The sequence below is a fragment of the Streptomyces sp. NBC_00234 genome, from assembly GCF_036195325.1.
Lineage (GTDB): Bacteria > Actinomycetota > Actinomycetes > Streptomycetales > Streptomycetaceae > Streptomyces.
The window spans coordinates 1,145,168-1,169,878 of sequence record NZ_CP108101.1 but is presented as its reverse complement, the minus strand read 5'-3'; the positions used below and the strand labels follow the sequence as shown (position 1 = coordinate 1,169,878).

Annotated in this window: 20 protein-coding genes; 12 read left to right on the top strand and 8 right to left on the bottom strand. The window is 71.7% G+C overall.

Annotation, left to right across the window (positions count from 1 at the left end; all coding sequences use genetic code 11):
• Positions 1–22: 22 nt before the first annotated feature.
• A complete protein-coding gene (locus OG230_RS04895; RefSeq protein ID WP_328908892.1) occupies positions 23–868 on the top strand; it encodes a spermidine synthase in 846 nt (281 codons plus the stop codon).
• On the opposite strand, the gene OG230_RS04890 is transcribed toward OG230_RS04895, so the two are convergent.
• Both OG230_RS04890 and OG230_RS04885 read right to left on the bottom strand, forming a co-directional pair.
• Positions 830–2,161 carry an MFS transporter gene (locus OG230_RS04890; protein ID WP_328908891.1) on the bottom strand — a complete coding sequence of 444 codons (1,332 nt, stop codon included), beginning with the start codon at positions 2,159–2,161 and terminating at the stop codon, positions 830–832. The two genes, OG230_RS04895 and OG230_RS04890, sit on opposite strands and share 39 nt — an antisense overlap.
• Before the next feature lie 54 nt (positions 2,162–2,215).
• Positions 2,216–3,226: a hypothetical protein gene (locus OG230_RS04885; RefSeq protein ID WP_328908890.1), complete on the bottom strand. Its 1,011-nt coding sequence runs from the start codon at positions 3,224–3,226 to the stop codon at positions 2,216–2,218.
• 109 nt (positions 3,227–3,335) lie between these two features.
• Here OG230_RS04885 and OG230_RS04880 point away from each other — a divergent pair, with 109 nt between their 5' ends.
• Both OG230_RS04880 and OG230_RS04875 read left to right on the top strand, forming a co-directional pair.
• Positions 3,336–3,773 (top strand): DUF4442 domain-containing protein, encoded by a 438-nt coding sequence (locus tag OG230_RS04880; RefSeq protein WP_328911308.1) that lies wholly within the window; start codon positions 3,336–3,338, stop codon positions 3,771–3,773.
• A gap of 164 nt (positions 3,774–3,937) precedes the next feature.
• Entirely contained in the window at positions 3,938–4,597 is a 660-nt protein-coding gene (locus OG230_RS04875) for a DedA family protein (protein ID WP_328908889.1), read from the top strand.
• Positions 4,598–4,617: 20 nt separating this feature from the next.
• On the opposite strand, the gene OG230_RS04870 is transcribed toward OG230_RS04875, so the two are convergent.
• A complete protein-coding gene (locus OG230_RS04870; RefSeq protein WP_328908888.1) occupies positions 4,618–5,148 on the bottom strand; it encodes a gamma carbonic anhydrase family protein in 531 nt (176 codons plus the stop codon).
• 145 nt (positions 5,149–5,293) lie between these two features.
• Here OG230_RS04870 and OG230_RS04865 point away from each other — a divergent pair, with 145 nt between their 5' ends.
• Positions 5,294–6,046, top strand: a complete 753-nt coding sequence (locus OG230_RS04865) for an acyltransferase (RefSeq protein ID WP_328908887.1) — start codon at positions 5,294–5,296, stop codon at positions 6,044–6,046.
• Between the two features lie 19 nt (positions 6,047–6,065).
• On the opposite strand, the gene OG230_RS04860 is transcribed toward OG230_RS04865, so the two are convergent.
• Entirely contained in the window at positions 6,066–6,932 is an 867-nt protein-coding gene (locus OG230_RS04860) for a DMT family transporter (protein ID WP_328908886.1), read from the bottom strand.
• A gap of 93 nt (positions 6,933–7,025) precedes the next feature.
• On the opposite strand from OG230_RS04860, the gene OG230_RS04855 reads away from it, so the two are divergent.
• The 5 genes from OG230_RS04855 (at position 7,026) to fxsT (ending at position 16,647) form a co-directional block, all read left to right on the top strand.
• A complete protein-coding gene (locus tag OG230_RS04855) occupies positions 7,026–7,598 on the top strand; it encodes a helix-turn-helix domain-containing protein (RefSeq protein ID WP_328908885.1) in 573 nt (190 codons plus the stop codon).
• Positions 7,599–7,641: 43 nt separating this feature from the next.
• Positions 7,642–8,196: a YbaK/EbsC family protein gene (locus tag OG230_RS04850; RefSeq protein ID WP_328908884.1), complete on the top strand. Its 555-nt coding sequence runs from the start codon at positions 7,642–7,644 to the stop codon at positions 8,194–8,196.
• Between the two features lie 577 nt (positions 8,197–8,773).
• Positions 8,774–11,197 carry an FxsB family cyclophane-forming radical SAM/SPASM peptide maturase gene (locus tag OG230_RS04845; protein ID WP_328908883.1) on the top strand — a complete coding sequence of 808 codons (2,424 nt, stop codon included), beginning with the start codon at positions 8,774–8,776 and terminating at the stop codon, positions 11,195–11,197.
• Between the two features lie 172 nt (positions 11,198–11,369).
• The gene (locus OG230_RS04840) at positions 11,370–12,701 is read left to right on the top strand and encodes a TIR-like protein FxsC (protein WP_328908882.1); all 1,332 of its coding nucleotides are present in this window, start codon (positions 11,370–11,372) and stop codon (positions 12,699–12,701) included.
• Positions 12,685–16,647, top strand: coding sequence for an FxSxx-COOH system tetratricopeptide repeat protein (gene fxsT / locus OG230_RS04835; RefSeq protein WP_328908881.1), 3,963 nt, complete (start codon positions 12,685–12,687; stop codon positions 16,645–16,647). The genes OG230_RS04840 and fxsT overlap by 17 nt, the downstream gene beginning before the upstream one ends.
• Positions 16,648–16,778: 131 nt before the next feature.
• Here fxsT and OG230_RS04830 read toward each other — a convergent pair whose 3' ends face one another.
• The 3 genes from OG230_RS04830 to OG230_RS04820 form a co-directional block, all read right to left on the bottom strand.
• Positions 16,779–17,642 (bottom strand): alpha/beta fold hydrolase, encoded by an 864-nt coding sequence (locus OG230_RS04830; protein WP_328908880.1) that lies wholly within the window; start codon positions 17,640–17,642, stop codon positions 16,779–16,781.
• Between the two features lie 127 nt (positions 17,643–17,769).
• Positions 17,770–18,612: an aminoglycoside N(3)-acetyltransferase gene (locus OG230_RS04825; RefSeq protein WP_328908879.1), complete on the bottom strand. Its 843-nt coding sequence runs from the start codon at positions 18,610–18,612 to the stop codon at positions 17,770–17,772.
• A gap of 43 nt (positions 18,613–18,655) precedes the next feature.
• Positions 18,656–19,063: a CoA-binding protein gene (locus OG230_RS04820; protein ID WP_328908878.1), complete on the bottom strand. Its 408-nt coding sequence runs from the start codon at positions 19,061–19,063 to the stop codon at positions 18,656–18,658.
• Between the two features lie 155 nt (positions 19,064–19,218).
• Between OG230_RS04820 and OG230_RS04815 the strand changes: the two genes are divergently transcribed.
• The 3 genes from OG230_RS04815 (at position 19,219) to OG230_RS04805 (ending at position 24,197) form a co-directional block, all read left to right on the top strand.
• Positions 19,219–19,845, top strand: a complete 627-nt coding sequence (locus OG230_RS04815) for a YigZ family protein (protein WP_328908877.1) — start codon at positions 19,219–19,221, stop codon at positions 19,843–19,845.
• 126 nt (positions 19,846–19,971) lie between these two features.
• Complete coding sequence (locus OG230_RS04810; RefSeq protein WP_328908876.1) at positions 19,972–21,138, top strand: exonuclease SbcCD subunit D; 1,167 nt, start codon at positions 19,972–19,974, stop codon at positions 21,136–21,138.
• On the top strand, positions 21,135–24,197 hold the full coding sequence (locus OG230_RS04805) for an SMC family ATPase (protein ID WP_328908875.1): 3,063 nt from the start codon (positions 21,135–21,137) through the stop codon (positions 24,195–24,197). The genes OG230_RS04810 and OG230_RS04805 overlap by 4 nt, the downstream gene beginning before the upstream one ends.
• Here the strand turns inward: OG230_RS04805 and OG230_RS04800 are convergent.
• Entirely contained in the window at positions 24,187–24,633 is a 447-nt protein-coding gene (locus OG230_RS04800) for an Lrp/AsnC family transcriptional regulator (RefSeq protein WP_328908874.1), read from the bottom strand. The two genes, OG230_RS04805 and OG230_RS04800, sit on opposite strands and share 11 nt — an antisense overlap.
• Between the last annotated feature and the right edge of the window lie 78 nt (positions 24,634–24,711).

Genomic DNA, 24,711 nt, shown 5'->3' with positions numbered 1-24,711 from the left:
TCCGACACCTCACAATGGGGGAGTGAACGAGCCCATACCCGTCATCCGCGACGTCGATCACGGCACCGCCCGACTGCTGCCCGACGTCGACCGCGACCGGGCCTGGCTGCTCACGGTCGACGAGGCCCCGCAGTCGTACGTCGACCTGGACGATCCGACGTACCTGGAGTTCGAGTACGTACGGCGCCTGGCCCACGTACTGGACTGTGCCGCCGGACCCGGCGCGGCCCTCGACGTGATCCACCTCGGCGGCGGGGCACTCACCCTGCCCCGCTACGTCGCCACCACCCGGCCGGGTTCGCGGCAGGACGTGGCGGAGGCGGACCGCGGACTGCTGGCGCTGGTCGCCGAGCATCTGCCGCTGCCCGAGGGGGCGGGGATCGGCGTGCACGGCACCGACGCCCGCGGCTGGCTCGAACAGGCGCCACCGGACTCGGCGGACGTCCTGATCGCCGATGTCTTCGGCGGCTCCAGGGTGCCCGCCCACCTCACCTCCGTCGAGTACGCGCGAGCCGCGGGACGGGTCCTGCGCGAGGACGGGATCTACGCCGCGAATCTGGCGGACGGCGCGCCCTTCGGATTCCTCCGGTCCCAACTGGCCACCTTCGCGGCGGTCTTCGACGAACTCCTCCTGATCGCCGAACCCGCCGTGCTGCGTGGCCGGCGCTTCGGCAACGTGGTGCTCGTCGCCTCGCACAGCGCCGTCGACCCCGGACCGCTCACCCGCCTCTGCGCGGGCGACGCCTTCCCGGCCAGGGTCGAGTACGGGGCCGCGCTGACCCGGCTCATCGGAGACGCCGGGCCGGTGCGGGACAGTGAGGCGGTCGCCTCACCCGAGCCCCCCGACGGCGCCTTCAGCATCGGCTGAGGGCGCGGCGGGCTCCCTCGCGGCCGGGAGCTTCGCCATGTCCCCGGCGATCTCCTTGCTCGTACGGCGCGTCAGATTGCGTACGTCCGGCACGAGCAGCACGAGCGCCGTCACCAGCACGACCAGCGCCGCGCACCCCCAGAGCGCCTGGCTACGGCCGACGAGCCCCTCCACCGGGCCGGCCACGGCGGTGGCAAGCGGCACCATGGCGACGGAGCCGAACCAGTCGTAGGCGGAGACCCGCGACAGCTTCTCCTCCGGAATCTCCTGGTGCATCGCCGTCATCCAGGAGACCCCGAACACCTCGATGGCGACCCCGCTGACGAACATCACCGCGGCCAGTCCGGACACCGGCAGCGGCACCGCGAGCCCCGCCGACGGCAGGGCCAGCGGGAAGACGCAGAGGGTCCCGGCCAGCAGCAGCCGCCGCGGCTTCCAGCGCATCATCAGAACCGCTCCGGCCAGGGTGCCGACGCCGAACGCGGCGAGCGCGAAGCCCCAGGGGCGCGCGCCGCCGAGTTCGTCCCGGGCGACCAGGGGCCCGTACACCGACTCGGCCGCCGCGACGACCGCCACGACCACGGAGAACTGCGCCACGATCGCCCACAGCCAGGGGCGGCCGACGAACTCCTGCCAGCCCTCGCGCAGATCGGCCAGCAGCCCGCCGCCCGCCGCGCGCACGGGGATATGACTCACGTCGAGGAACGCCCGCAGCGCCCCGGCGACGGCGAAGGCGGCGGCATCGACGGCGAGCACCCAGCCCGGGTCCATGGCCGCGATCATCGCCCCGCCGAGAGCGGCGCCGCCGATGGCCGCCCCGTGCATCGACATCCGGAAGAGCGCGAACGCGCGACTGGCGTGCTCCGCGTCGACGCTGGACATCAGCATGCCCTCGGCGGCCGGGTTGAAGAACGCCTGCCCCGTGCCGCAGAGGGCGGTCAGCAGCATCATCTGCCACAGCTGGGGATCGCCGGTCAGGACCAGCCAGGCGAAGACCGCCTGCGACACGCAGTTCAGGGAGTTCGCGGCCACCATCACCCGATGGCGCGGCAGGCGGTCCGCGATCGCGCCGCCGATGAGCAGGAAGAGCACCAGCGGCGCGGTCCGCGCGGCGGCGACCAGTCCGACGTCGCCGCCGTCGCCTCCCGACTCCAGAACCGCGAACGCCGCCGCGATCAGCGCGCCATGGGTGCCCAGGCTCGTGACGATCGCGGCGGCGGTCAGCAGACCGTAGTTGCGGCCGGCGCCGACGGGGCGGACGGCAGGGACGGGAGGTACGGAGTCGGAGGTCACCAGGGGACTATCGCCACCTGGACCCCGTACCCACAAATCGATTACGGGCGGGGATCAGGACGAGGACTTCGCCAGCCGCACCGTGCTCAGGATCTTCTGGATCGTGGCGTCCGGGAGTTCGTCGTCGACGCCGGCGTTGGCGTACAGGACCCAGGTCGAGTACTCCTTCTTGGCGTTCGTGAAGGTGAAGGCGATCGACTTGCCGTCGGTGTCGCACTTCTCCTTCTTGGAGACGCCCGCCGCCGTGGCGGTCACCACGCTGCCGGAGAGACCCGACTTGGTGGTGTACGGCTTGGGCTGGCCCACCTTGACGGTGCCCTTGGGCTCCTCCTGGGCGTAGGCGGCCCACACCCAGTTGCCCGCCTCGTTCCTGGCGGCCTCGTCGGTGCTCTTCGCGCCCTGGGCACCCTTGGTACCGACACCGGCCAGACCGGTGTCCTCCTTGGTGCCGTCCTTGTCCGCGTCGTCGATGCACCACTTGCTCTTGTAGTAGGCCGGTGCGGAGAAACCGACCGCGGGCGGACCCTCGGGGTTCTTGGCGTCCTCGAAACCGGAGATCACACCCGTGCCCGCGACCTCCCAGTCACCCGGGACGTCGAACTGGGTGCCCCACTTGGGGTTGGTGACGACCTTCCACCCCGGGATCACGGGCTCGGCGTCACCGCCGCCCCGCGGATTGGCAGCAGGGGACGACGCCGACTCGGACGGCTTGGCCGACTCGGACGACTTCTTGTCGTCGGCGACCGTCTTGCCGCCGCTCTCGTCGTCCTTGCCCAGCACGATCACGCCGGTGACGACCGCCGTCACGACGACCGCGGTGGCGGCGACGATCGCGACGATCGTCGTCTTCTTCTTGTCGTCGCCCTGCGGGCCGCCGGGCTGCCCCGGAACGGCGTACTGCGGCACGGTCGGCTGCTGGTACGGATTGGGCTGCTGGTAGCCCGGCTGCTGGTATCCCGGCTGCTGATAGGGATTCGGCTGCTGGTACCCCGGCTGCTGGTACGGGTTCTGATTCTGGTCCTGCGGGTTCTGCTCGCCCCCGGGCGGCTGCTGTCCTGGCCACATGGCCAGTAACCATAGAGGGACCACGGGCCCGCTGCTACGCCCGCCCCCGTGCGGGGATGGCCAAACAGCACTACTCGTGAGTAACCTTCGGCGCATGAGCGCTGAACAGATGACAGTCGGCGAGATGCTCGTCGCGACCGTTCCGATGGCCAGGACCCTCAACCTGGAGTTCCTGGAGACGACCGCGGACCGCGCGGTCGTCCGGCTGCCCGACCAGGCCGATTACCACAACCACGTCGGCGGCCCGCACGCCGGAGCGATGTTCACGCTCGCCGAATCCGCGAGCGGTGCGATAGTCATCGCCGCCTTCGGCGACCAGATGACGCGTGCGGTGCCGCTCGCCGTGTCGGCGGAGATCGGCTACAAGAAGCTGGCGATGGGCGAGGTCACCGCGGTGGCGACGCTCGGCCGTCCCGCCGCCGAAGTCGTCGCCGAGCTCGACGAGGGCAAGCGGCCCGAGTTCCCCGTCGCGATCGAGATCCGGCGGGGCGACGGCGCGGTGACGGGCGAGATGACCGTCGTCTGGACGCTGCGTCCGCACAGCTGACGTCCGGTCTCCGGCAGGGCCGTCGCGCACCCCCGCAGGGGGCGCGGCGGCCCTGCGTGCTGCCGGGACGGGTAGGCTGCCCGCCGTGCGCCACCGAGGTGCGCGGTGGGCGGTGAGCAACTGCGCGGGGCGCGGCTGCGGAACCTGTACGGGAGGAACCGGCGTTGCACGTCCAGGAGTGGCTCGAGACCGTTCCCGCGGTCAGCATCTACCTCCTCGTGGGGGTCGTCATCGGACTCGAGAGTCTGGGCATTCCGCTGCCGGGCGAGATCATCCTCGTCAGTTCGGCGCTTCTCGCCTCGCAGCACGGAGACGTCGATCCGGTGGTGCTGGGCATCTGCGCCTCGGCCGGCGCGATCATCGGTGACTCGATCGGTTACGCCATCGGCCGCCGGGGCGGCAGGCCCCTGCTCGCCTGGCTCGGCGGCCGGTTCCCCAAGCACTTCGGCGAGGCCCAGATCGCCATGGCGGAGCGCTCCTTCGAGAAGTGGGGCATGTGGGCGGTCTTCTTCGGCCGCTTCGTGGCGCTGCTGCGCATCTTCGCCGGACCGCTGGCGGGCGTCCTGCACATGCCGTACTGGAAGTTCCTGATCGCCAACGTCTTCGGCGGCATCCTCTGGGCCGGCGGCACGACCGCCGTCATCTACTCCGTCGGCATCGTCGCCGAGGCGTGGCTGAAGCGCTTCTCGTGGCTCGGCCTGGTGCTCGCCGTGCTGATCGGCCTGACCTCGATGCTCGTGCTCAAGAACCGGGCCAGGAAGGCCGCCGCGCAGGGCGCCGGCACCCCCGCTCCCGAGCCGGCGGCGGTGCCGGCCGCCGACTGAACCGGCGGCCGGGTCCGGCCTCAGCCTTCGTGCTCCTGACGGTGCGCCTTGGCCAGCTCGACGTAGCCGACGGCGTTGAACCTGACGCCCTCGCGCTCCTCCTCGGTCAGCTCCCGCTTGACCTTGGCGGGCACCCCGGCGACGAGCGAGTACGGCGGCACGCGCATGCCCTGCGGTACGAGGGCCTGGGCCGCGACCAGTGAACCCGTGCCGATGTGCGCGCCGTTGAGCACGGTGGCGCCCATGCCGACCAGGACGTCGTCCTCGATCGTGCAGCCGTGCAGGACCGCGTTGTGGCCGACCGAGACCCGGGCACCGACCGTGAGCGGGAAACCGGGGTCGGTGTGAACGCTGCAGTTGTCCTGGATGTTGCTGTCCGGGCCCAGGCTGATGGGACCGCAGTCCGCCCGGAGCACCGCCTGGTACCAGACGCTGGAACCCGGGGCCATCGTGACCTCGCCGATCACGACGGCGGTCGGTGCCACGAAGGCGTCCGCGTCGATGTGGGGCTCCTTGCCGCCCATACCCATGATCAACGCCTGCTCGGCCATGGCCTTCTCCTTCGTGCTCCGGTGTGGTGCGCTCGCTCCGGAGGAACCGTAGGCGACGCCCCGCGCCGGTGGCGGGGGTGGGGTGGGGTGAACATCACAGGCCGGGGCGCCGACCTGCCCCTGCCGCGCCCACTACGGTGTGCGGGTGCCGAAGAACAGAAACACGTTCTCCTCGCTCGCCGCCCGGCGGCGCAGCGTCCTGTCCCGGGCCGTCCACCGCGCCTGGGCCTGGGTGCAGGAGACCGGCGCGGTCACCGCGGAGCACCCCGGACGGCTGCGGTTCCGGCGGATCGGCCCGGGGACGCGGCTGGCCTTTCCGCAGGGCACGGTGTTCGGGGAGCCGTGGATCGAGCTCGGCGACCACTGCGTCATCGGCGAGCAGGTGACGCTCACGGCCGGACTGATGCCCGATCTCGATCTGGGCCCGGAGACCGTCCTCACCCTGGGCAACGGCGTCGTGCTCGGCAGGGGCAGCCATGTCATCGCCGACACCACGGTGACGATCGGCTCGGACACGTACTGCGGCCCGTACGTCTACATCACCTCCACCAACCACAGCTACGACGATCCGCACGAGCCCGTCGGCAGGCAGTGGCCGCGTATGGAACCGGTCGTGATCGGCCCCGGCTGCTGGATCGGCACGGGCGCGGTGATCCTTCCGGGGGCCAGGCTCGGCCGCAACGTCGTGGTCGCCGCCGGGGCGGTCGTCCGCGGTGAGGTCCCCGACCACGCCGTGGTGGCCGGCGCGCCGGCCCGTGTCGTACGGAGCTGGGACCCCGACAAGGGCTGGCAGCCGCCGCTCCGTACGCCCGCGCCCGTCCCGATTCCGGAGGGCGTCACCCCCGAACAGCTGCTGTTCCTCGCGGAACTCGAACCGGAGACCCCCGAGCGCTCCTAGAGTCTGTCGTGGAGGGGGCCTAGCCCGACGCCAGCAGGACCGTCCCCACCAGGGCCAGTCCCGCTCCCGCCGCCTGGATGCCCCGCAGCCGTTCGCCCAGCACGCCGCGCGCGGCCAGCGCCGTCACCACCGGGTAGAGCGAGGCCAGCACGGCGGCCACGGTGACCGGGCCGTGCTGGGCGGCGACCGCGTAGGTGCCGTTGGCGGCGACGTCGGCGAGTCCGACGAAGGCGAGCGCGGGCAGCGCGGCCACGACGACGGCCCGGCCGCCGTCCTCGGGCAGCGCCCGGCCCCCTCGGCGTACCGAGACGAAGAGAGCCGCACCGCCGACCGCGACGTTGGTGACGCGCTGGACGAACAGCGCGAGGAACAGGCCGGTGACCGTCGTGGACGCCTCGGAGATCAGCGCCATCACCGCGCCGAACCCGAACGCCGCAAGCAGCGTCAGCAGCACGGCCCGGCGCCGCACCGGCGCTCCGCGCAGTTCGGGCCCGCCCGCCAGCACGATGCCGACCACGGCGACGGCGACACCGGCGAGCTGGAGCAGCCCCGGCCGCTCGCCGACCATCAGCCCGACACTCACCGGCACGGCCACGCCCAGCGAGCCGAGCGGCGAGACGACCCCCATCGGGCCGAGTGCCAGCGCCTTGTAGAAGCTCAGCATCGCCACCGGTCCGACGACGCCCGCGGCCACCGCGAACCACAGCAGTCCGCCGGCCTCGCGCCAGGCACCGGTCGCGAGCACGACGACACCGAGCACGAGGGCCGCGATGGTCTGCGAGACGACCACCACGGTCAGCGCCGGCGTCCGCCGGGTGAGCAGCCCGCCGCCGAAGTCGGCCAGGCCCCAGAGCAGGCTGGTGGCCAGGGCGAACAATGCTGTCATGGCGGGCCTCGCAGTACAGTGCGGTGAACGGTTCGGTGCACCACACCGTAGTGCAGTATTTTGAACTCTGTCATCCAGAATATTGGACGGAACGTGTCTGACCTCGATCAGCTCACTCAGTCGCTCGCGCGCAATCTCAAGCGGTGGCGGGGCGAGCGCGGCTTCACCCTGGATGCCCTGGCCGCCCGCGCGGGGGTCAGCCGCGGCATGATCATCCAGATCGAACAGGCGCGCACCAATCCCAGCGTCGGCACCACCGTCAAGCTCGCCGACGCGCTCGGCGTCAGCATCACCACGCTGCTCGACTACGAGCAGGGGCCGCAGGTCCGGCTGATCCCCGCCGACCAGGCCGTACGCATGTGGTCGACGGATGCGGGGAGTTCGACCACCCTGCTGGTCGGCACGGACGCCGCGGGCCCCCTGGAGCTGTGGTCCTGGCGTCTGATGCCCGGCGACGGAAGTGCCTCGGATCCGCATCCCGAGGGGACCGTGGAACTGCTCCACGTCACCGCGGGCGAACTGACCCTGGTCGTCGACGGCGAGCGGCACACGGTGCCGGCCGGGACCTCCGCGACGTTCGAGGCGCACGTGTCGCACGGCTACCGCAACGACGGTGCGCAGCCGGTCGAGTTCACCATGGCGGTCTCGGTCCCTCCCGCCCGCTGAGACGTGAACTCCCCGCCAGGTAAAGGCTGTTAGCGTATTCCGCATGCGCGCACCCGTGGGCTCCTTCGAGGACGCCTCTCCCGCTGTGGACCGTATCGACCTGCTGACGCCGCCCGTTGCGCGTGCCGTCGAGGCCGGGTGGGGTGGTGTGCCGGCCGATCGGATCGTCTATGTCGACACCGATCCGGCGATCGCCGACACCGCCGCCTTCGTCGAGCGGCACGGTGCCGACCTGCTCGACCGGTCCGCCAACTGCGTGGTCGTGGCGGGCAAGCGCGGCGGCGAAGTGACGACGGCCGCCTGCGTGGTGCTCTCCCGGTCGCGCATCGACATGAACGGGGCGCTGCGCAAGCACCTCGGCGCGCGCAGGGTCTCCTTCGCCCCGATGGACGCGGCCCTCGCCGAGGCCGGTATGGAGTACGGCGGGGTCACCCCGGTGGGGCTGCCCGCGGCCTGGCCCGTGCTGATCGACCCCGCGGTGGCCGACGAGGAGTACGTACTGATCGGCAGCGGCCGGCGCCGCGGAAAGCTGATCGTGCCGGGCAAGGCCCTTGCGGCGCTGCCGAACGCGGTCCTCGTCGAGGGTCTCGGTGTCTGATTCATTGCTGTCCGGAATCATCTTTCATGAATTCCGGGTTTCGGTCCGGGCGGCATAGGAGGGTGTGCATCATGGCCCGCCCGCTGCCCTCGAACTCGTTCGCGCGAACTGTATGCGTGCCCGAAAGGATCACGCTTGCCGCTCGCCCGAAGGAGTGCATTCCCTTCTCGGGAAGCACTCGGGTGCCCGGATCGGTGTTTGCGGCACAGGGGGCCGGGTGTGTCGGAATTTCAGCCATTCGGCTTGTGTCTGATTTGCGTTCTTTGTTCCGTTATGCAGAAATGAGGGCCCGTGATATGCGGACGGCGAAATTCCGCCGTCCGTGCACGGGCCCTCGTTATTCTCTCTGAGAGGCTCTTCATGGACATTTCACTCGTCTCCGCAGCCGGCCGGCCGGGGCTCGCTCCCCGCCGACAGTCAGTTCCCCGGGTGCCGCTGGCGAAGAGTGCCGCTGTTCAGGGCGGCGGCGCGGTGCCCGCTTCCCTCAGCCGTCTGCTGTCGACCGGCTCAGGGGCGAGTCCGCTGGTCGTCGCGGCCTTTCAGTCGTCGGTCTGAGTAGCCGGACACAGACACCACCATGGACCGGCCGCCGCTCTCCTTGAGTCAATTTGTGCTGAAGATGCACAGCCGCTGTGACCTCGCTTGCGACCACTGCTACGTGTACGAGCACGCTGACACGAGTTGGCGTGGCCGGCCCAAGGTGGTGTCCCAAGAAATCCTGGCCAAGGCGGCGGAGCGGATCGCCGACCACGCCCGGGACCATTGCCTTCCCGAGGTCCATGTCGTCCTGCACGGCGGTGAACCGCTGCTCGCGGGCACCGCGAGGCTGCGGACGGCGGCCGAGGAGCTCTACCGCGCACTGGACGGCGTGAGCACCCTCGATCTGCGCATCCACACCAACGGCGTACTGCTGAACGAACGGTTCTGCGAGCTCTTCCGAGACCTGGGCATCAAGGTCGGAGTGTCGCTGGACGGAGACCGGACCTCCAACGACCGCCACCGCCGCTACGCCGACGGCCGCAGCAGCCACGCGCAGGTCCTCAAGGCCGTCCACCTGCTCAGCACGCCCCGCTACCGGCACCTGTTCGCCGGCCTGCTCTGCACGATCGACATCGAGAACGATCCCGTCGCCGTGTACGAGGCACTCGTCGCCCTCGACCCGCCCCGCATGGACTTCCTCCTGCCGCACGCGACCTGGGACGTACCGCCGCCCCGCCCGGACGGCTCGACGACGCCGTACGCGGACTGGCTGGACGTCGTCCACCGGCGCTGGGAGGCGGACGGGCGGCCCGTACCCGTGCGCCTCTTCGACTCCGTCCGGCGCACGCTGCGCGGCGAGAGCAGCCTCACCGAATCCCTCGGACTGGCGCCCGCCGACCTCGTGGTGATCGAGACCGACGGAACGTTCGAGCAGGCGGACAGTCTGAAAACGGCCTACGAGGACGCGCCCGCGACCGGGATGGACGTCTTCACGCACTCGCTGGACGAGGTGCTCGGCCACCCCGGGCTGCTCTCCCGGCAGCAGGGGATCGAGGGGCTCGCCGAGGAGTGCAGGGCCTGCCCGGTGGTCACCTCCTGCGGCGGCGGTCTCTATGCCCACCGGTACCGGACCGGCAGCGGAGGCAGTGGTTTCGACAACCCCTCGGTGTTCTGCGCCGATCTGATGGAGCTCATCGTGAACATCCGGGACCGGGAGGCCATCGCCCCCGCCGCCGCGCCGGAGCCGTCGCTCGCCGACCTCGACCTGGAGGAACTGGCCAGGGGATTCGGCGGTGCCGGGACCGTGGAGCGGCTGGCGGAGAGCCAGCTGGATCTCGACAGGCACCTCCTCGCGGCCGTGCACGAACGGGGTCCCCGGACCGACCGGTACGGAATCCCGGCCTGGGAGCTGCTGGTCGATCTCGACACCTCGCTGCCCGCCGTGGTGGACGCCGTGGTCGCGCATCCGTATCTGCGGCCCTGGGCCCTGCGGGCGCTGGACGGCCGCGCCCCGGACACCGCGGGAAAGGGGCTCGCGGAGATCGCCGCCGCCTGCGCCCTGCGCGCCCGGCGCGGCGACAGGGTCACGGTGCCGGTGCGCGAGGGGCTGCTGAGGCTGCCGGGCCTCGGCACGGTGTCGCTCCCCGGCGACACGGAGCTGGCCGAGGTGGAGGCGGGCCCGGACGGGTTCACGGTGCGGGCCGCGGGGCGGTGCCTGGAGATCGGCTGGGACAGCGGCGCCGACGGGCTCGTCCCGAACTGGCGGCCCGTACGGCTGGTGGAACTGCCCGGCTGGACCGTGGCGCTGGAGGACACCGACCCGATGCGCGACAGCCACCAGTGGCCCGTCTCGGACCGGCTCTCCGGAGGCGAGGCGAAGCTGTGGTCCGAGGACCTCGCCGACGCCTGGTCGCTGATCCGGCGTGAACTGCCCGTCTACGCGCCGGGAGTGGCCGCGGGGCTGCGCGCCGTCACCCCGCTGCACGCACCGGACGGCAGCGATGTGAGCGCCGCGTCCCGGGAGGCGTTCGGCGCGATCGGTGCCGCGCGGCCCGTCACGCCCGACCTGCTCGCCCTGCTGATCGTCCACGAGTTCCAGCACGTCAAGCTGGGTGCGGTCCTGGACAGCCACGACCTGTACGACCCGGACGACGGGGGCCGGCTGTTCTACGCTCCCTGGCGCGACGATCCGCGGCCCCTGGAGGGCCTGATGCAGGGCACGTACGCCCACATCGCCGTGACGGACTTCTGGCGGGTGCGACGACTGAATGCCTCCGGGCCGGCCGTGCGTGCGGCCGAGGCGCAGTTCGCCCGGTGGCGCGAGCAGACGGCCGCCGCGGTGGACGAACTCGCCGGATCCGGGGTGCTCACCCCCCTGGGCGAGCGCTTCGTCGCGGGCATGGGGGAGACGGTCGCGGGCTGGTCGGCGGAGAAGGTTCCGCAGGCCGCCCTCGCCGACGCGCGACGGGCTGCGGAGATGCACCGGGCGGCCTGGAACGCGTCGGCTTCTTCCGGCCAATGATCATATACAGCTCCGGATTTGGCAGATATGGCATCAATTGATTGATCCAAATTGAGATTTGATCAATTGGATCAGCTAATTGATGTGTTCGCGTGGTTCCGCCGGGGAATCGACGTTTCCTACACTGAGGGCCCAGCAACAGGGACCGGGGGAGACGTTGGCCAGTGGAGCTGTGGGAGCCGGGGGAGACGAACCAAAGCCATACTTCTTTCTCAGCTACGCGCATACGCCGAAGAACCATCCGAAGGACAAGGACCCGAACGTCTGGGTGGAGAGGTTCTATCGGGACCTGTGCGCGCACGTACTGCAACTGACCTCACTTCCGGCGGGCGTACCCGCCGGATTCATGGATCAGCAGATGCAGCCGGGCGAAGGGTGGCAGGAGAGGCTGTCCGAGGCGCTGGCGTACTGCCGGGTCTTCGTGCCGCTCTACTCGCCGCGCTATTTCCTGAGCGAACAGTGCGGCCGTGAATGGTACGCGTTCTCAAGCCGGGCCGTGCACCATCAGGCTGCCCAGTACAACAGCACCCCGATGACCGGGATCGTCCCCGCGCTCTGGGTGCCCGTACCGCCCAAGCAGCTTCCGCAGCCGGCGGAGCGGCTCCAGTTCAACCACGCGACCTTCGGGGACGACTACGCCGGTGAGGGCTTCTACGGGCTGATCAAGCTCAGATACCTCAGGGACCAGTACGAGCGTGCGGTGTACCTGCTGGCCAAACGCATCGTCAAGGTCGCCGAGGAGATTCGGATGGCCGAGGGCCATCCCCACCAGGACTACCTGGCGGTGCCGAGCGCCTTCGGGCCGCCGGGGCCCGCCCGCGAGATGGACATAGCCGTGCTCGCCTGTTCGCAGGCCGACCGGCCGGAGGACCGGGGCCCCGACTGCTACGGGGCGGATGCCCGGGACTGGAACCCGTACCACCCCAAGTCCTCCCGCCCGCTCGCCGACCACGCGGGCGATCTCGTGCGCAACCTCGACTACCTGGTGCGGGTGGGCGACTTCGAGGCCGAGGCCGAACGGCTGCTGGCCGCCGGGGGTCCCAGCGCCCCGGGGCTGCTGCTTCTCGACCAGTGGGCGCTCGAAGCCCCGCACCGAAGGGATCTGCTGCGGCGGCTCTGCGCCCAGGACCGGCCCTGGATCAGCATCATGGTCCCCTGGAACCGCGAGGACCCGGATTCCGTGCACCGTTCGGAATCCCTGCACTCCGCCGCGGAGATCTTCGCGGCCGAGACGACCGGCGGCCACCGCTCACCCGGCGCCGGAGTGCCCACGCTCGAAGCGTTCAGCGAGGAGCTGCCGCGCGCGGTGCGGGCTGCCGACCGGCACTACACGGCTCAGGCGAAGACCTACCCCCCGGAGGGGCGGGGCGGGCGGATACCACGCGTGCTACCCGGCGGCGTCGGTTACGGCGCCGATGTTCACGTCACCCCTCCTGACGGATCGCACCAGGCCAAAGCCAATGCCGACGACGTGGAGGGATCCTCGGATGTCCGAGAACCGTGAAGGCACCATCGTCACCTTTTACTCGTACAAAGGCGGCACCGGGCGCACCATGGCTCTGGCCAACACCGCCTGGATCCTGGCAGCCAACGGATATCGGGTGCTCGCCGTCGACTGGGACCTGGAGGCGCCGGGCCTGCACCGCTTCTTCCACCCCTTTCTCGACTTCTCCGACCTGGAGGCCACTCCCGGGGTGATCAACCTGATCACCGAATACCAGGAGGAGGTACGACGGCCCGCCGAGCGGGAGCCCGAATGGCACCGCGACTACGCCCGGGTCCGCCCGCACGCCACCTCCCTGAACTGGACCTTCCCCTTCGGCGGGAGCCTCGACTTCGTCTCCGCGGGGCGGCGCAACCGGGACTACTCGGCGACCGTGGGACGGATGGACTGGGAGGACTTCTACGAGCGTTACGACGGCGGCCAGTTCTTCGACGCGATGCGTACCGACATGCAGCGCCATTACGACTACACCCTCATCGACAGCCGGACCGGGATCAGTGACATCGGGGACATCTGCACCGTCCAGATGCCTCAAGTGCTGGTCGTCTGCTTCACGTTGAGCGATCAGAGCATCGACGGTGCCGCCGCCGTGGCCCGCGACATCGAAGAGCGCTTCCACGACAAGCACATCCGCATCCTGCCGGTACCGATGCGCATCGACGACGGCGAGAAGGAGAAGGCCGACGCCGGCCGGGCCCTCGCCCGGGAGAGCTTCAGCGGTTTCCCGAGCGGACTGAGCAGCGAGGAACTGGCGGGCTACTGGGGCTCGGTGGAGATTCCCTACCGGCCCTTCTACGCGTACGAGGAGATCCTCGCGACCTTCGGGGACGCGCCCAACGTGTCCAGCTCCATGCTCACCTCCTGCGAGCGCCTCACCTCGGTGCTCACCGACGGAGCGGTGAGCGCGCTGCCGCCGATGGACGAGGCCGAACGGCTCGGCTACGTCGCGGCGTACACCCGGCGGCGGCCCGTCCCGCCGTCCAACGTGGTGCTCACCTACGTGGCCGAGGACCAGATGTGGGCCGACTGGCTGGAGGCCGTGCTCACCCGGGCGGGTTTCCACGTCGTCGGCGTCGACGTCCGGACGGCACAGGTGGCGGGCGCGGAGTCCGCGTTCGCCCCGGGGGGCACGTACCGCGTCGTCTCCGTCGTCTCGCAGGCGTACCAGAACTCCCTCCAGGCCAGGAACCTGTGGGACTCCGTGGTCAGCCTCGACCCCACCGGGAGCCGCCGCCAGCTGATACCCGTCCGGGTCGGAGACGTACGGCTGAACCTGCCCGCGAGCAGCCGCGCGGTCGTCGACCTCGTGCGGCTCGACGAGAACGAGGCCGCCTCCGCACTCCTCGGCGCCCTGGACCGGGACGAGCCCGCCGCGTCGCCGCCCGTGCCGGTGGGCGGCCCCCGCTTCCCGGGCGCAGCGCCGCAGGTGTGGAACGTACGCCCCCGGCACGCCTGGTTCACCGGGCGCGCCTCCGTACTGGAAAGACTCCGCGACCAGTTGCGCGGCGACACCCGCTCGGGGCAGCGCCTGCCCCAGGTCCTCTACGGACTCGGCGGGGTCGGGAAGACCCAGGTCGCCCGGGAGTACGCCCATCGCTTCCGCGCCGACTACGACCTGGTGTGGTGGGTCGAGTCCGAGCAGCCAGACCGGGTGCTCTCCTCGCTCGCCGAACTGGCCGCCGAGATGGGACTGCGCACCGGTGACGGGGTCACCGACGCCGCCATGGCGGCCCTGGAGGCGTTACGCAGCGGAACGCCGTACTCCCGCTGGCTGCTCATCTTCGACAACGTCGAGGACCTCGACAGCGCCCTGGACGTCTTCGCCGACGAGACCGCGCCCATCTCGGGCTCCCTCTACGGCCACATCCTCGCCACCTGCCGCAACAAGCCGGTATCGGCCCAGGTCGAGACGACGGAGGTCGAGGTCTTCATCCGCTCCGAGAGCGTCGAACACATCTGCCGACGGGTCCGCAAGCTGCCCGCACGGGACGCGGACCGCGTGGCCGAGGCCGTCGGCGACCTGCCGCTGGCCGTCGAGGTCGCGGCCGCCTGGCTCGCCGAAACGGCCACCCCGGTCGACGACTACGTGCAGCAGCTCCGGGAACAGAGCACCAAGGTCCTGTCCCTGGGCACACCCGACGACTACGCCCAGCAGATCGGCGCCACCTGGAACATCTCCATCGCCAGGCTCCGCGAGGAGTCCCAGGCCGCCGTACGGCTCCTGGAGCTGTGCGCCTTCTTCTCGGCCGAGCCGATCTCGATGAGTCTCATCGGCAGCGACTCGATGCTGCGCTCGCTCCTGCCGTACGACCCCGACCTGCGCGAGCGGTACATGCTCGGCAAGGTCACCCAGGCGCTCAACCGCTTCGCGCTCGCCAAGGTGGACCCCGCCGACAGCAGCATCCAGGTGCACCGTCTCGTGCAGGCCGCCGTCCGATCCGGGATGTCCCCGGACGAGCAGGAGAAGGCGGCGCACGAGGTGCACGTCACTCTGGCGGCTGCCCGGCCGCAGGACACCGGGGAACTGGACAGCCCGGTGAACGACCCGCGCACCTGGCCGAGCTTCGAGCTGATCTGGCCGCACCTCGGGGCATCGGGCATCGCCGACTGCGACGAGGAGTCGGGCCGCCAGCTCATGCTCGACCGGATCCGCTACCTCCTCAAGCGCGGTGAACTGGAGAACGCACGGCTCCTGGGGACACAGCTCAACCGCACCTGGACCCGGGAACTCGGCGAGGACGACAAGCAGACGCTGAACCTCCGCTTCGAACTGGCCAACGCGCTCCGGGCCCAGGGCAAGTACCACGCGGCGCTCGCCCTGGACGAGGACACGAGGGAGCGGCAGATCCGGGTGTTCCACCCCGACCACCCGAACGTGCTGATCACCACCGGGAGCCTCGCCGCCGACCTGCGGGCCCTGGGCCGCTTCGACGAGGCGCTGGAACGGGACGTGCGGATCTACCGCGGCATGCGTGAGACCTTCGGCGAGGACCACCCGCGCACCCTGACGGCCGCCAACAACCTCGCGATCGACTACCGGCTGACCGGCGACAGCGAGCGCGCCAGGCGGCTGGACGAGCAGACCGTCGAGCGGCGGAGCGCCCTGCTCACCGTGGACCACCCCTACACCCTCACCACCAAGGGCCACCTCGCCCGTGACCTGCGGGAGACCGGGGAGTACGAGGCTTCGGTACAGGTCCTGCGCGAGGTGATCGCCGCCTTCGACCGGAGCGTGCTCAACGCCGACGTACCCGAGGCGCTGCGTACGGCCAAGAGCCTCGCGGTGTCGCTGCGCAAGGCCGGACATCCGCACGAGGCGAAGCGGCTCACCGAGGAGACGTACAGCCGCTACCGGGGGAGGTACGGGGCCAAGGTGCCCGACGCCCTGGCCTGCGGGCTGAACCTGGCCGCCGACTTCTCGGCGGTCGGGGACAAGCAGGCGGCCCTCGACCTCGCCCTCCAGTCGCTGGAGGGCTACCGGGAGAGCCTGGGCGAGGAACACCCCTTCACGCTGGCCTGCCGCAACAACGTCGGTATCTACCTGCGGGGGCTCGGCGAGGCCCGGCGGGCGGCGGAGGTGGGCGAGGACGTCCGGGCCCTGCTGGAGGACCAGTTGGGGCCGGCCCACCCCTACACGCTGTGCGCGGCGATCAACCTCGCCAACGCCTACGGAGACCTGCACCGCCCCGAGGACGCGGAACAGTGGGAACGCGTCGCGCTGGAAGGGCTGATGGCGAGGTACGGGGCGGCCCACCCCGATGTGCTCGTCTGCCGCTCCAACCTCGCGATCACCCTGCGTGCGGCGGGCCGCGAGGTCGAGGCGCAGCGGATGCGGGCCGAGGTCCTCGATCCGGCCGCGGCGCGGCTGGGGGCGGACCACCCGATCACCGAGTCGGCCCGCTCCTGGCGCCGGGTCAGCCGCGACCTGGAGCCGCAGCCGGTCTGAGGCCGGGCGGCACACGGGGAGCGGGGCGGGTCCCGGCCGGACGGTTCAGCAGGACGTCCGGCCGGGGGCCCGGTCCCCGGCGGGCGGTTCGCCTGGACGTCCGCCCGGGGGCCCGGGTCAGGGCCGGTGGTTCACCTGGACGTCCAGTCGAGGACCCGGGCCAGCACCCTCAGTGCGCCGAAGTGTGCGGCGCCCCGCTCCACCACCAGTTCGGCACCGGGGATGTGCTCGGCCAGCCACCGGGTGTGCGACACGGGTGCGAAGACGTCGTCCTCGCCGTGCCAGAGCAGGACCGGCGAGGCGATGTCCTCGGGGCGGAACCCCCAGTCGGTGCTGAACGACATCACGTCGTCGACCCAGCCGTCGGCCGAACTGCGCAGCCCCTCGGCGAAGTTGCGGGTGAGCATCGCCCGGATGCCGGCATCGGCGACGATGCCCCGATCCGACGCGGGGAGCGTGCTGTGCATATCGGCCACCATGCCCGCCGGATCCGCCCGGATCGTCGTCGACCGGAACTCCAGCGCGGCCGTCAACTGGCGTGGTCCGGCAGCGGCGTTGTCGTACTCGCGGACATTCGACTCGGTCATGCCGTCGAACCAGTCCAGGCCCTGCGCGTCGCGCGGCGCCAGTCCGACGAGCGCCGCGGTCCTGGCCGCACGGCCCGGCAGCAGCGCCGCGCAGGCGAGGGCGTGCGGCGCCCCGCCGGACCGGCCTACGACGCCGAACCGCTCGATGCCCAGCGCGTCCGCGATCGTGGCGACGTCCTGGGCGACATGCGCCACGGGGCGCCCCGGGAGCCGGTCCGAATCCCCGTAACCCGGGCGGTCGTAGGCGATGAGGTGCACGCCGAGCCGGTACAGCACGGAGCCCCGGGGGGCCGGCCCGAGCCGGCTGCCCGGCGTGCCGTGCAGAAGAAAGACGGGTCTTCCGTGCGGCTTGCCGTAGTGCTCGACGGCCAGTTGACGGCCGTCCTCGGTGCAGATCAACTGCTTCATCCGGCGCCTCCCCCATAGGTCCGACACGCCGCAAGTATGAGCGCAGGCACGGCAGTTGGTACATACGTGCTCCGGCCAACGGTCGTAGCCCGCCTGCAGGTCGCAGTCCTGCCCGGTGGCCCGTGCACTACGGACGGATCGCTTCCGCCGGGTCCGCCGGGCGGGCCACCCGGTGCTCGTCCAGCCATCCGGCCGCGAAGTCGACGGCTGCGGTGAGGCGGACGAGCCTGCTGTGCGCCGCCCCGACCGGTCCCGCGCGCACGGCCCCCGTGGTGTCCGACCGTTCGAAATCCCGGCCCAGCGCGGCGAAGTCGCTGTCGTCCAGATCGACGTCCTCGTACTCCCACCAACGCCGCAGCCCCTGCGCCGTCACCACGCAGCGGTAGCGGCGGCGGGGCGGACGCGTCACCCGGTACTCGGCGAGGTGGAAGGCGGTACACGTGTCGAACCCCGTCCCCAGCAGCAGGATGCGCGCATCGCACGCATACAGCCGGGCGAGCGGGGACGCCTCGCCGTAGTGGCAGTCGGGGCTGTGGCCCGCGGTCAGGGTCCGGGCCGCGGGCCCCAGCGCGGCGAACGAGGTCTGCGGGTGGCCGCTGCGCTCGGCGCCCGGTGTCAGCCGCACCGCCTCGGCGAGCCGGCCCACGGACGGCGCGGGCGTGGTCGCCCGGTCGAACGGGGGCATCGCGGCGCGCACCGCCTCGCGCGCCTCGTCGGTGAGACCGTGGACGCTGCGCCGGTACGCGGGCGAGGTGTCGGAGTTCTCCGGAGTGATCGCGGGGACCACGAGGGTCCCCTCCGGCCCCACGGCCAGCCGCAGGGCATCCACCATCGTCCGCACGCCACCGTCGACCGCGCCGACGGAGCGCATCGAGGCGTGCACCAGCAGCACTCCGCCCCGACGCACGCCGAGCTCCGACAACTGGACGGCCAACCGCTCACCGCTGAGGAGGTCGCTCACACCGGTCATTGTCCCGGCCGACGGCTCCGCGCGACAGCACGCCTCGTGGTGCTCAGCCGAGGAGCGGGATCTCGATGGCGGGGCAGCGGTCCATGACCATGTCGAGCCCGGCCGCCGTGGTCCGCCCGTAGGCGGCCTCGTCGACGACCCCGAGCTGGAACCAGACGGCTCCGGCCCCGATGGCCACCGCCTCGTCGGCGACGGCGCCCGCGAGATCGCTGTTCACGAACACGTCCACCACGTCGACCTTGAACGGAATGGCGTCCAGGGACGGATAGCCCGGTTCCCCGTGCACGGTCTCGGCCTTGGGATGCACCGGCACGATCTTCTTGCCGTAGCGCTGGAGCACCGCCGCGACCCCGTAGGCCGCGCGGGACTCGTTCGACGACAGGCCGACGACGGCCCAGACGTCACCCGACTCGGTGAGGATCTTGCGGATGGTGTCGTGATCGCCGTGCATGTCATGCCTTCCCGCAGACGCGAATACTCACTGACTGGGCAACCTGCGGCGGGCGCCGGGGATTCCCACGCAGGACCGGCGGCGCCCGCCGCCCGGAACTCCGGTGTCACGGGCGGGCGGCCGTACCCGCTCCGAGCGGCGCATAGGGTGGCCGGATGCAGGAGCAGTACCGGACAGTCGCCCGAGCGGGCGTGCACGAGACCGAGATCAGCCGGTCGCGCTTCATCTGCGCGCTCGCGCCCGCCGCCACCGAGCAGGAGGCGCAGGACTTCGTCGCACGCGTACGCAAGGAGCACCCCACCGCCAGCCACAACTGCTTCGCGTACGTGATCGGCGCCGACGCCTCCGTACAGAAGGCGTCCGACGACGGCGAGCCCGGCGGGACGGCCGGCGTTCCCATGCTGCACATGCTCATGCGCCGTGAGATGCGTTACGTCGTCGCTGTCGTCACCCGCTACTACGGGGGTGTGAAGCTCGGCGCCGGCGGACTGATCCGGGCCTACGGCGGAGCCGTCGGCGAAGCGCTCGACGAGGTCGGCACGATCGCGCGCCGGCGCTTCCGGCTGGCGACGGTCACGGTGGACCACCAGCGCGCGGGCAAGCTGGAGAACGATCTGCGGGCCACCGGCATCGCCGTCCGCGAGGTCGGCTACGCGGAGGCGGTGACCATCGCGATCGGCCTGCCGGACGCCGACGTCGAAGGATTCACGGCCTGGCTGGCCGATGCGACGGCGGGGTCGGCCACGCTCGAACTGGGCGGGGAAGCGTACGGGGACGTCTGAAACCATGATTCGTGCGGGATCCGGAGACCACCGGCGTTAGCGTGGTCGGTGCCGATCGTGGGACCACGGGCCGGCCCGCGGGCAGAGGAAGAAGAACATGCAGGTCGTAGCCGTCGGAGTGGTGTCTTGAGGATTCTGCACACCTCGGACTGGCATCTGGGGCGCTCGCTCCACCGTGTGCCGATGCTGGACGCCCAGCGGACCTTCCTCGATCACCTGGTGGCCACGGTGGACGAGCGCGGGGCCGACGTCGTCCTGGTGTCCGGGGACGTCTACGACCGGGCCGTGCCGCCGCTGTCCGCCGTCGAGCTGTTCGACGACGCCCTGCACCGTCTCGCCGCCGCCGGAGTCCCGACCGTCATGATCTCCGGGAACCACGACTCGGCCCGCAGGCTCGGCGTCGGCGCCGGTCTGATCGGGCGGGCCGGAATCCACCTGCGTACCGACCCCGAGGGCTGCGGCACCCCCGTCGTCCTGAGCGACGGACACGGCGAGGTGGCGTTCTACGGGCTGCCCTATCTGGAACCCGCGCTCGTCAAGGACACCCTTGGTGCCTCCAGGGCGGGCCACGAGGCGGTCCTCACGGCCGCCATGGACCGGGTCCGCGCCGACCTCGCGACCAGGCCGGCCGGGACCCGGTCGGTGGTCCTCGCCCATGCCTTTGTCGCGGGCGGCGAGCCCAGCGACAGCGAACGCGACATCACCGTCGGCGGGGTCGCCGCCGTGCCGGCCGGAGTCTTCGACGGCGTCGACTACGTGGCACTGGGGCATCTGCACGGCAGCCAGCGCGTCACCGAGCGCGTGCGCTACTCCGGCTCCCCGCTCGCCTACTCCTTCTCCGAAGCGGACCACCGCAAGACGATGTGGCTGGTCGATCTCGACGGGGAGGGCTCCCTCGCCGCCGAACGCGTCGACTGCCCGGTGCCCCGCGGCCTCGTCCGGCTCCGCGGACACCTCGACACCCTGCTCGACGACCCCCGTCACGAGGAGCACCGGGAGTCCTGGGTGGAGGCCACGCTCACCGACCCGGTGCGCCCGGACGAGCCGATGGCCCGTCTCATGGAGCGCTTCCCGCACACCCTGAGCCTGGTCTTCGACCCGGAACGGGCCCCCGACGACCCCCTCGCCTCGTACGCACAGCGCCTCAGAGGACGCGACGACCACCAGATCGCGGAGGACTTCGTGGCCCATGTGCGCGGTGGCAGCGGACCGGACGAGCAGGAACGGACGGTGCTGCGCGCCGCCTTCGACGACGTACGGGTGGACAGCGGCGTGGACGAGGTGTCGCGGTGAGGCTCCACCGGCTCGCGATCACGGCCTTCGGCCCCTTCGGCGCCACCCAGGAGGTCGACTTCGACGCGCTCTCCTCGGCCGGACTCTTCCTGCTGCACGGCCCGACCGGCGCCGGGAAGACCTCCGTCCTCGACGCCGTCTGCTACGCGCTGTACGGGGCGGTACCCGGCGCCCGGCAGAGCCCCGGCACCTCACTGCGCAGCGATCACGCTCCGGAAGGACTGCCCACCGAGGTCTGCCTGGAGCTGACCGTCGGCGAGCGCCGCCTGGAGGTGACCCGGCTGCCGGCCCAGCCCCGCCGCAAGAAGAAGGGCACCGGCTTCACGACCGAGAAGGCACAGAGCCGCCTGCGGGAGTACGACGCCGAGAAGGGCTGGCGTCCCCTCAGCCGTTCGCACCAGGAGATCGGGGAGGAGCTCTCCGAGCTCATCGGGATGAGCAGGGAGCAGTTCTGCCAGGTCGTGCTGCTGCCCCAGGGAGACTTCGCCCGCTTCCTGCGCGCCGACGCGGAGGCCCGCGGCAGGCTGCTCGGCAGACTCTTCGACACCCGGCGCTTCGCGGCGGTCGAGGAACGGCTGGCCGAGCTCCGCCGTGGCGCCGAGGCGCAGGTCAGGACAGGGGACGAGCAGATCATCGGCCTCGCCCAGCGGATCGCGCAGGCGGCCGGGCCTGCCGGGCGGGAGTGGCCGCTGCCCGAGGACCGGCCGGGCGAGCCCGGGCTTGCCGAAGGCGTCCTGGAGTGGGCAGCCGTGGCACGCGCCGGCGCACGGGAACGGCTCACCGTCGCCGAATGGGCCCTGTCCGCGGCCGAGAGCCGGCAGGCGGCGGCCCGCCAGGCGCTCGACGCCGAACACGAGCTCGCCAGGCTCCAGCAGCGGTACGAGGAGACCCGGCACCGCGCCGCCGCGCTCGAGGCGGGCCGCCCCGAACGGGACCGGTGCGGCGAACGGCTGGAACGTGCGCGCAAGGCGGACCTGGTCGCCCCGGCCCTGGACCTGCGGGACGAGGCGGAGCGGGCGTACCGCGCGGCGAACGAGGCCCGTGAGCGGTCGCGCGCCCAGCTGCCCGCCGACCTGGCCGACGCGGGCGCGGAGCAACTCGCCACGCTGGAGCGCCGGTTCCGTCAGGAACTGGGCGGGCTGGACTCGGCGCGCCGAGCCGAGCGGCGGAGCGCGGAGATCGACGCCGAACGGGCCACGCTCGAACGGCAGTCACGTGCCGACGACGAGCTGATCCAGGAGACCGGGCAGTGGCTCGCGGGCTGGGACGCCACCCGGCACGAGCTCCAGGAGCGCATAGAGGAGGCCCAGGAGGCGGCGACCCGCGCCGAGCAGCTGGCCGGTCGTCTGGCCCCTGCGCGCCGGCGGCTGGAAGCGGCCCGGCGGCGTGACGCGCTCGCCGTGGAGGCAGGCGCCGCCGCCCGTCGGATGTCCGCCGCACGAGAGGGCGCGCTCGCGGCGCACGAGCACTGGCTGGAACTGCGGGAGCGGCGCCTGCGGGACATCGCCGCGGAACTGGCGGCCGGGCTGGTGGACGGCGCCGCCTGCACGGTCTGCGGCTCCGCCGACCACCCGGACCCCGCACTGCCCGGAGACGGACATGTGGACCGGGCCACCGAGGAGGCCGCCCTCGCCGCGCACCGGCGCGCGGAGGCGGCGCGCACCACCGCGGAGCATGAACTCGGCTCCATACGCGAGAGGTTCGCCGGGGCGAGCGCCGAGGCCGCGGAGGGGACGGTGCAGGACGGGGCGTCGGAGGAGTCCGGCGAGCTCACCGTCACCGGCCCGTCGGTCGCCGAACTCGACTCACTGGTAACCGGGTTGGCCGGGGAGCATGCCTCAGCCCACCGCCTGGCCGCCGGTACGCACGCCGCCCGTGAAGCCCTTGCCGCCGCCGAGCGGGAGCACGCGGGCCGGCTCGAGCAGCGCCAGCAGGCGGAGCGCCGTGCCGCGGCCCGCACCTCCCAGAGGGAGGGGCTCGACCGTGAACAGGCCGTGCTTGAGGCTGAGTTGGTGACCGCGCGCGGCGATTCGGCGACCGTCGGCGCGCACGCGCACCGGCTGGAACGCAGAGTGGGACTGCTCGCCGAGGCGGCCGAGGCCGTTCGGGACGAGCAGAGCGCGGCGCAGCGACGCAAGGAGGCCGACGACCGGCTCGCCGACGCCGCGTTCAGGGCCGGATTCGACACCCCCGACGCCGCGGCGGCGACACTTCTCACCGACGTCGCGCACCGCGAACTCCAGCACCGGATCGACGCCTGGCAGGCCGAGGCCGCCGCCGTCGCCGACCGGCTCGCCGAACAGGACGCACACGCCGCCGCCGAACGCCCGCCGGCGGATCCGGACGCCGCGCAGTCCGCGTACGCCACCGCCGACCGGCTACTGCGCGACGCCTCGGCGGCACGCGCCGCGGCCGGGGAACGGTGCTCCGAACTCGACCGGCTGTCGCGGCGCACCGCCGACGAGGTCCGGGGGCTGGGGCCGCTGCGCCGGGAGTACGAGCGGGTGGCCCGGCTCGCCGGGCTGACCGCGGGCACCTCCGCCGACAACGAACGCAAGATGCGCCTGGAGGCGTACGTGCTCGCGGCCCGGCTCGAACAGGTCGCCGCCGCTGCCACCGCCCGGCTCCAGAGGATGTCGTCGGGCCGCTACACCCTGGTCCACTCGGACGCCCGCTCCGGCGGTCGCCGCGCAGGGCTCGGCCTCCACGTCGTCGACGCGTGGACCGGCAAGGAGCGCGACACGGCGACCCTGTCCGGCGGCGAGACCTTCTTCGCCTCGCTCGCGCTGGCGCTCGGCCTCGCCGACGTCGTCACCGACGAGGCAGGCGGCGTACGGCTGGACACGCTCTTCATCGACGAGGGCTTCGGCAGCCTGGACGAGCAGACCCTCGACGAGGTGCTCGACGTGCTGGACTCGCTGCGGGAACGCGACCGCAGCGTCGGCATCGTCAGCCACGTGGCCGATCTGCGGCGCCGCATCCCCGCCCAGCTCGAAGTGGTCAAGGAACGGCAGGGGTCGGCGGTCCGCCACCGTACGGCGGGCGGTGTCAGCGGCTGATCGGCCGCCGGGGGAGCGGGGAGGAGTACACGATGCTGGTGGTCACGGCGCCGAGGGCGCCGATCCGGCCGGTGACCTGTTCCAGATGGCCCATGGACCGGGCGGTGACCTTGAGGACGAAGCAGTCGTCCCCCGTCACGTGGTGGGCCTCCACGATCTCCGGCGTGGTGTCGGTCAGGTCGTGGAACGGCTTGTAGTTGCCGTTCGGGTAGCGCAGCCGCACGAGGGCGAGAATCGGCAGCCCGAGCCGATCGGGGTCCACCACCGCGGCGTACCCGGTGATCACCCCGAGTTCTTCCAGGCGGCGCACCCGCTCGGTGACCGCGCTCGGGGACATCGCGACGGCGCGCGCCAGCTCGGCGAACGAGGCCCGGCCGTCGCGCTGAAGGACGTCGAGGATGCGCCAGTCCGTGGCGTCCGGGGAATAGTCGGTCATGAGGGGAAGACAACAGGGAAATCCCCGGCAGATCAAGTGGGATGCCGGGGATCCTCACTTCCTCCAGATGATCACTGG

Bases quoted from the DNA above. Each gene is read 5' to 3' on its own strand.
- OG230_RS04815 (WP_328908877.1), top strand. From the start codon at position 19,219: ATGCAGGAGCAGTACCGGACAGTCGCCCGAGCGGGCGTGCACGAGACC.
- OG230_RS04820 (WP_328908878.1), bottom strand. From the start codon at position 19,063: ATGCACGGCGATCACGACACCATCCGCAAGATCCTCACCGAGTCGGGT.
- OG230_RS04870 (WP_328908888.1), bottom strand. From the start codon at position 5,148: ATGGCCGAGCAGGCGTTGATCATGGGTATGGGCGGCAAGGAGCCCCAC.
- OG230_RS04830 (WP_328908880.1), bottom strand. From the start codon at position 17,642: ATGAAGCAGTTGATCTGCACCGAGGACGGCCGTCAACTGGCCGTCGAG.
- fxsT (WP_328908881.1), top strand. From the start codon at position 12,685: ATGTCCGAGAACCGTGAAGGCACCATCGTCACCTTTTACTCGTACAAA.
- OG230_RS04885 (WP_328908890.1), bottom strand. From the start codon at position 3,226: ATGTGGCCAGGACAGCAGCCGCCCGGGGGCGAGCAGAACCCGCAGGAC.
- OG230_RS04825 (WP_328908879.1), bottom strand. From the start codon at position 18,612: ATGACCGGTGTGAGCGACCTCCTCAGCGGTGAGCGGTTGGCCGTCCAG.
- OG230_RS04800 (WP_328908874.1), bottom strand. From the start codon at position 24,633: ATGACCGACTATTCCCCGGACGCCACGGACTGGCGCATCCTCGACGTC.
- OG230_RS04845 (WP_328908883.1), top strand. From the start codon at position 8,774: ATGGACCGGCCGCCGCTCTCCTTGAGTCAATTTGTGCTGAAGATGCAC.
- OG230_RS04880 (WP_328911308.1), top strand. From the start codon at position 3,336: ATGACAGTCGGCGAGATGCTCGTCGCGACCGTTCCGATGGCCAGGACC.
- OG230_RS04850 (WP_328908884.1), top strand. From the start codon at position 7,642: ATGCGCGCACCCGTGGGCTCCTTCGAGGACGCCTCTCCCGCTGTGGAC.
- OG230_RS04860 (WP_328908886.1), bottom strand. From the start codon at position 6,932: ATGACAGCATTGTTCGCCCTGGCCACCAGCCTGCTCTGGGGCCTGGCC.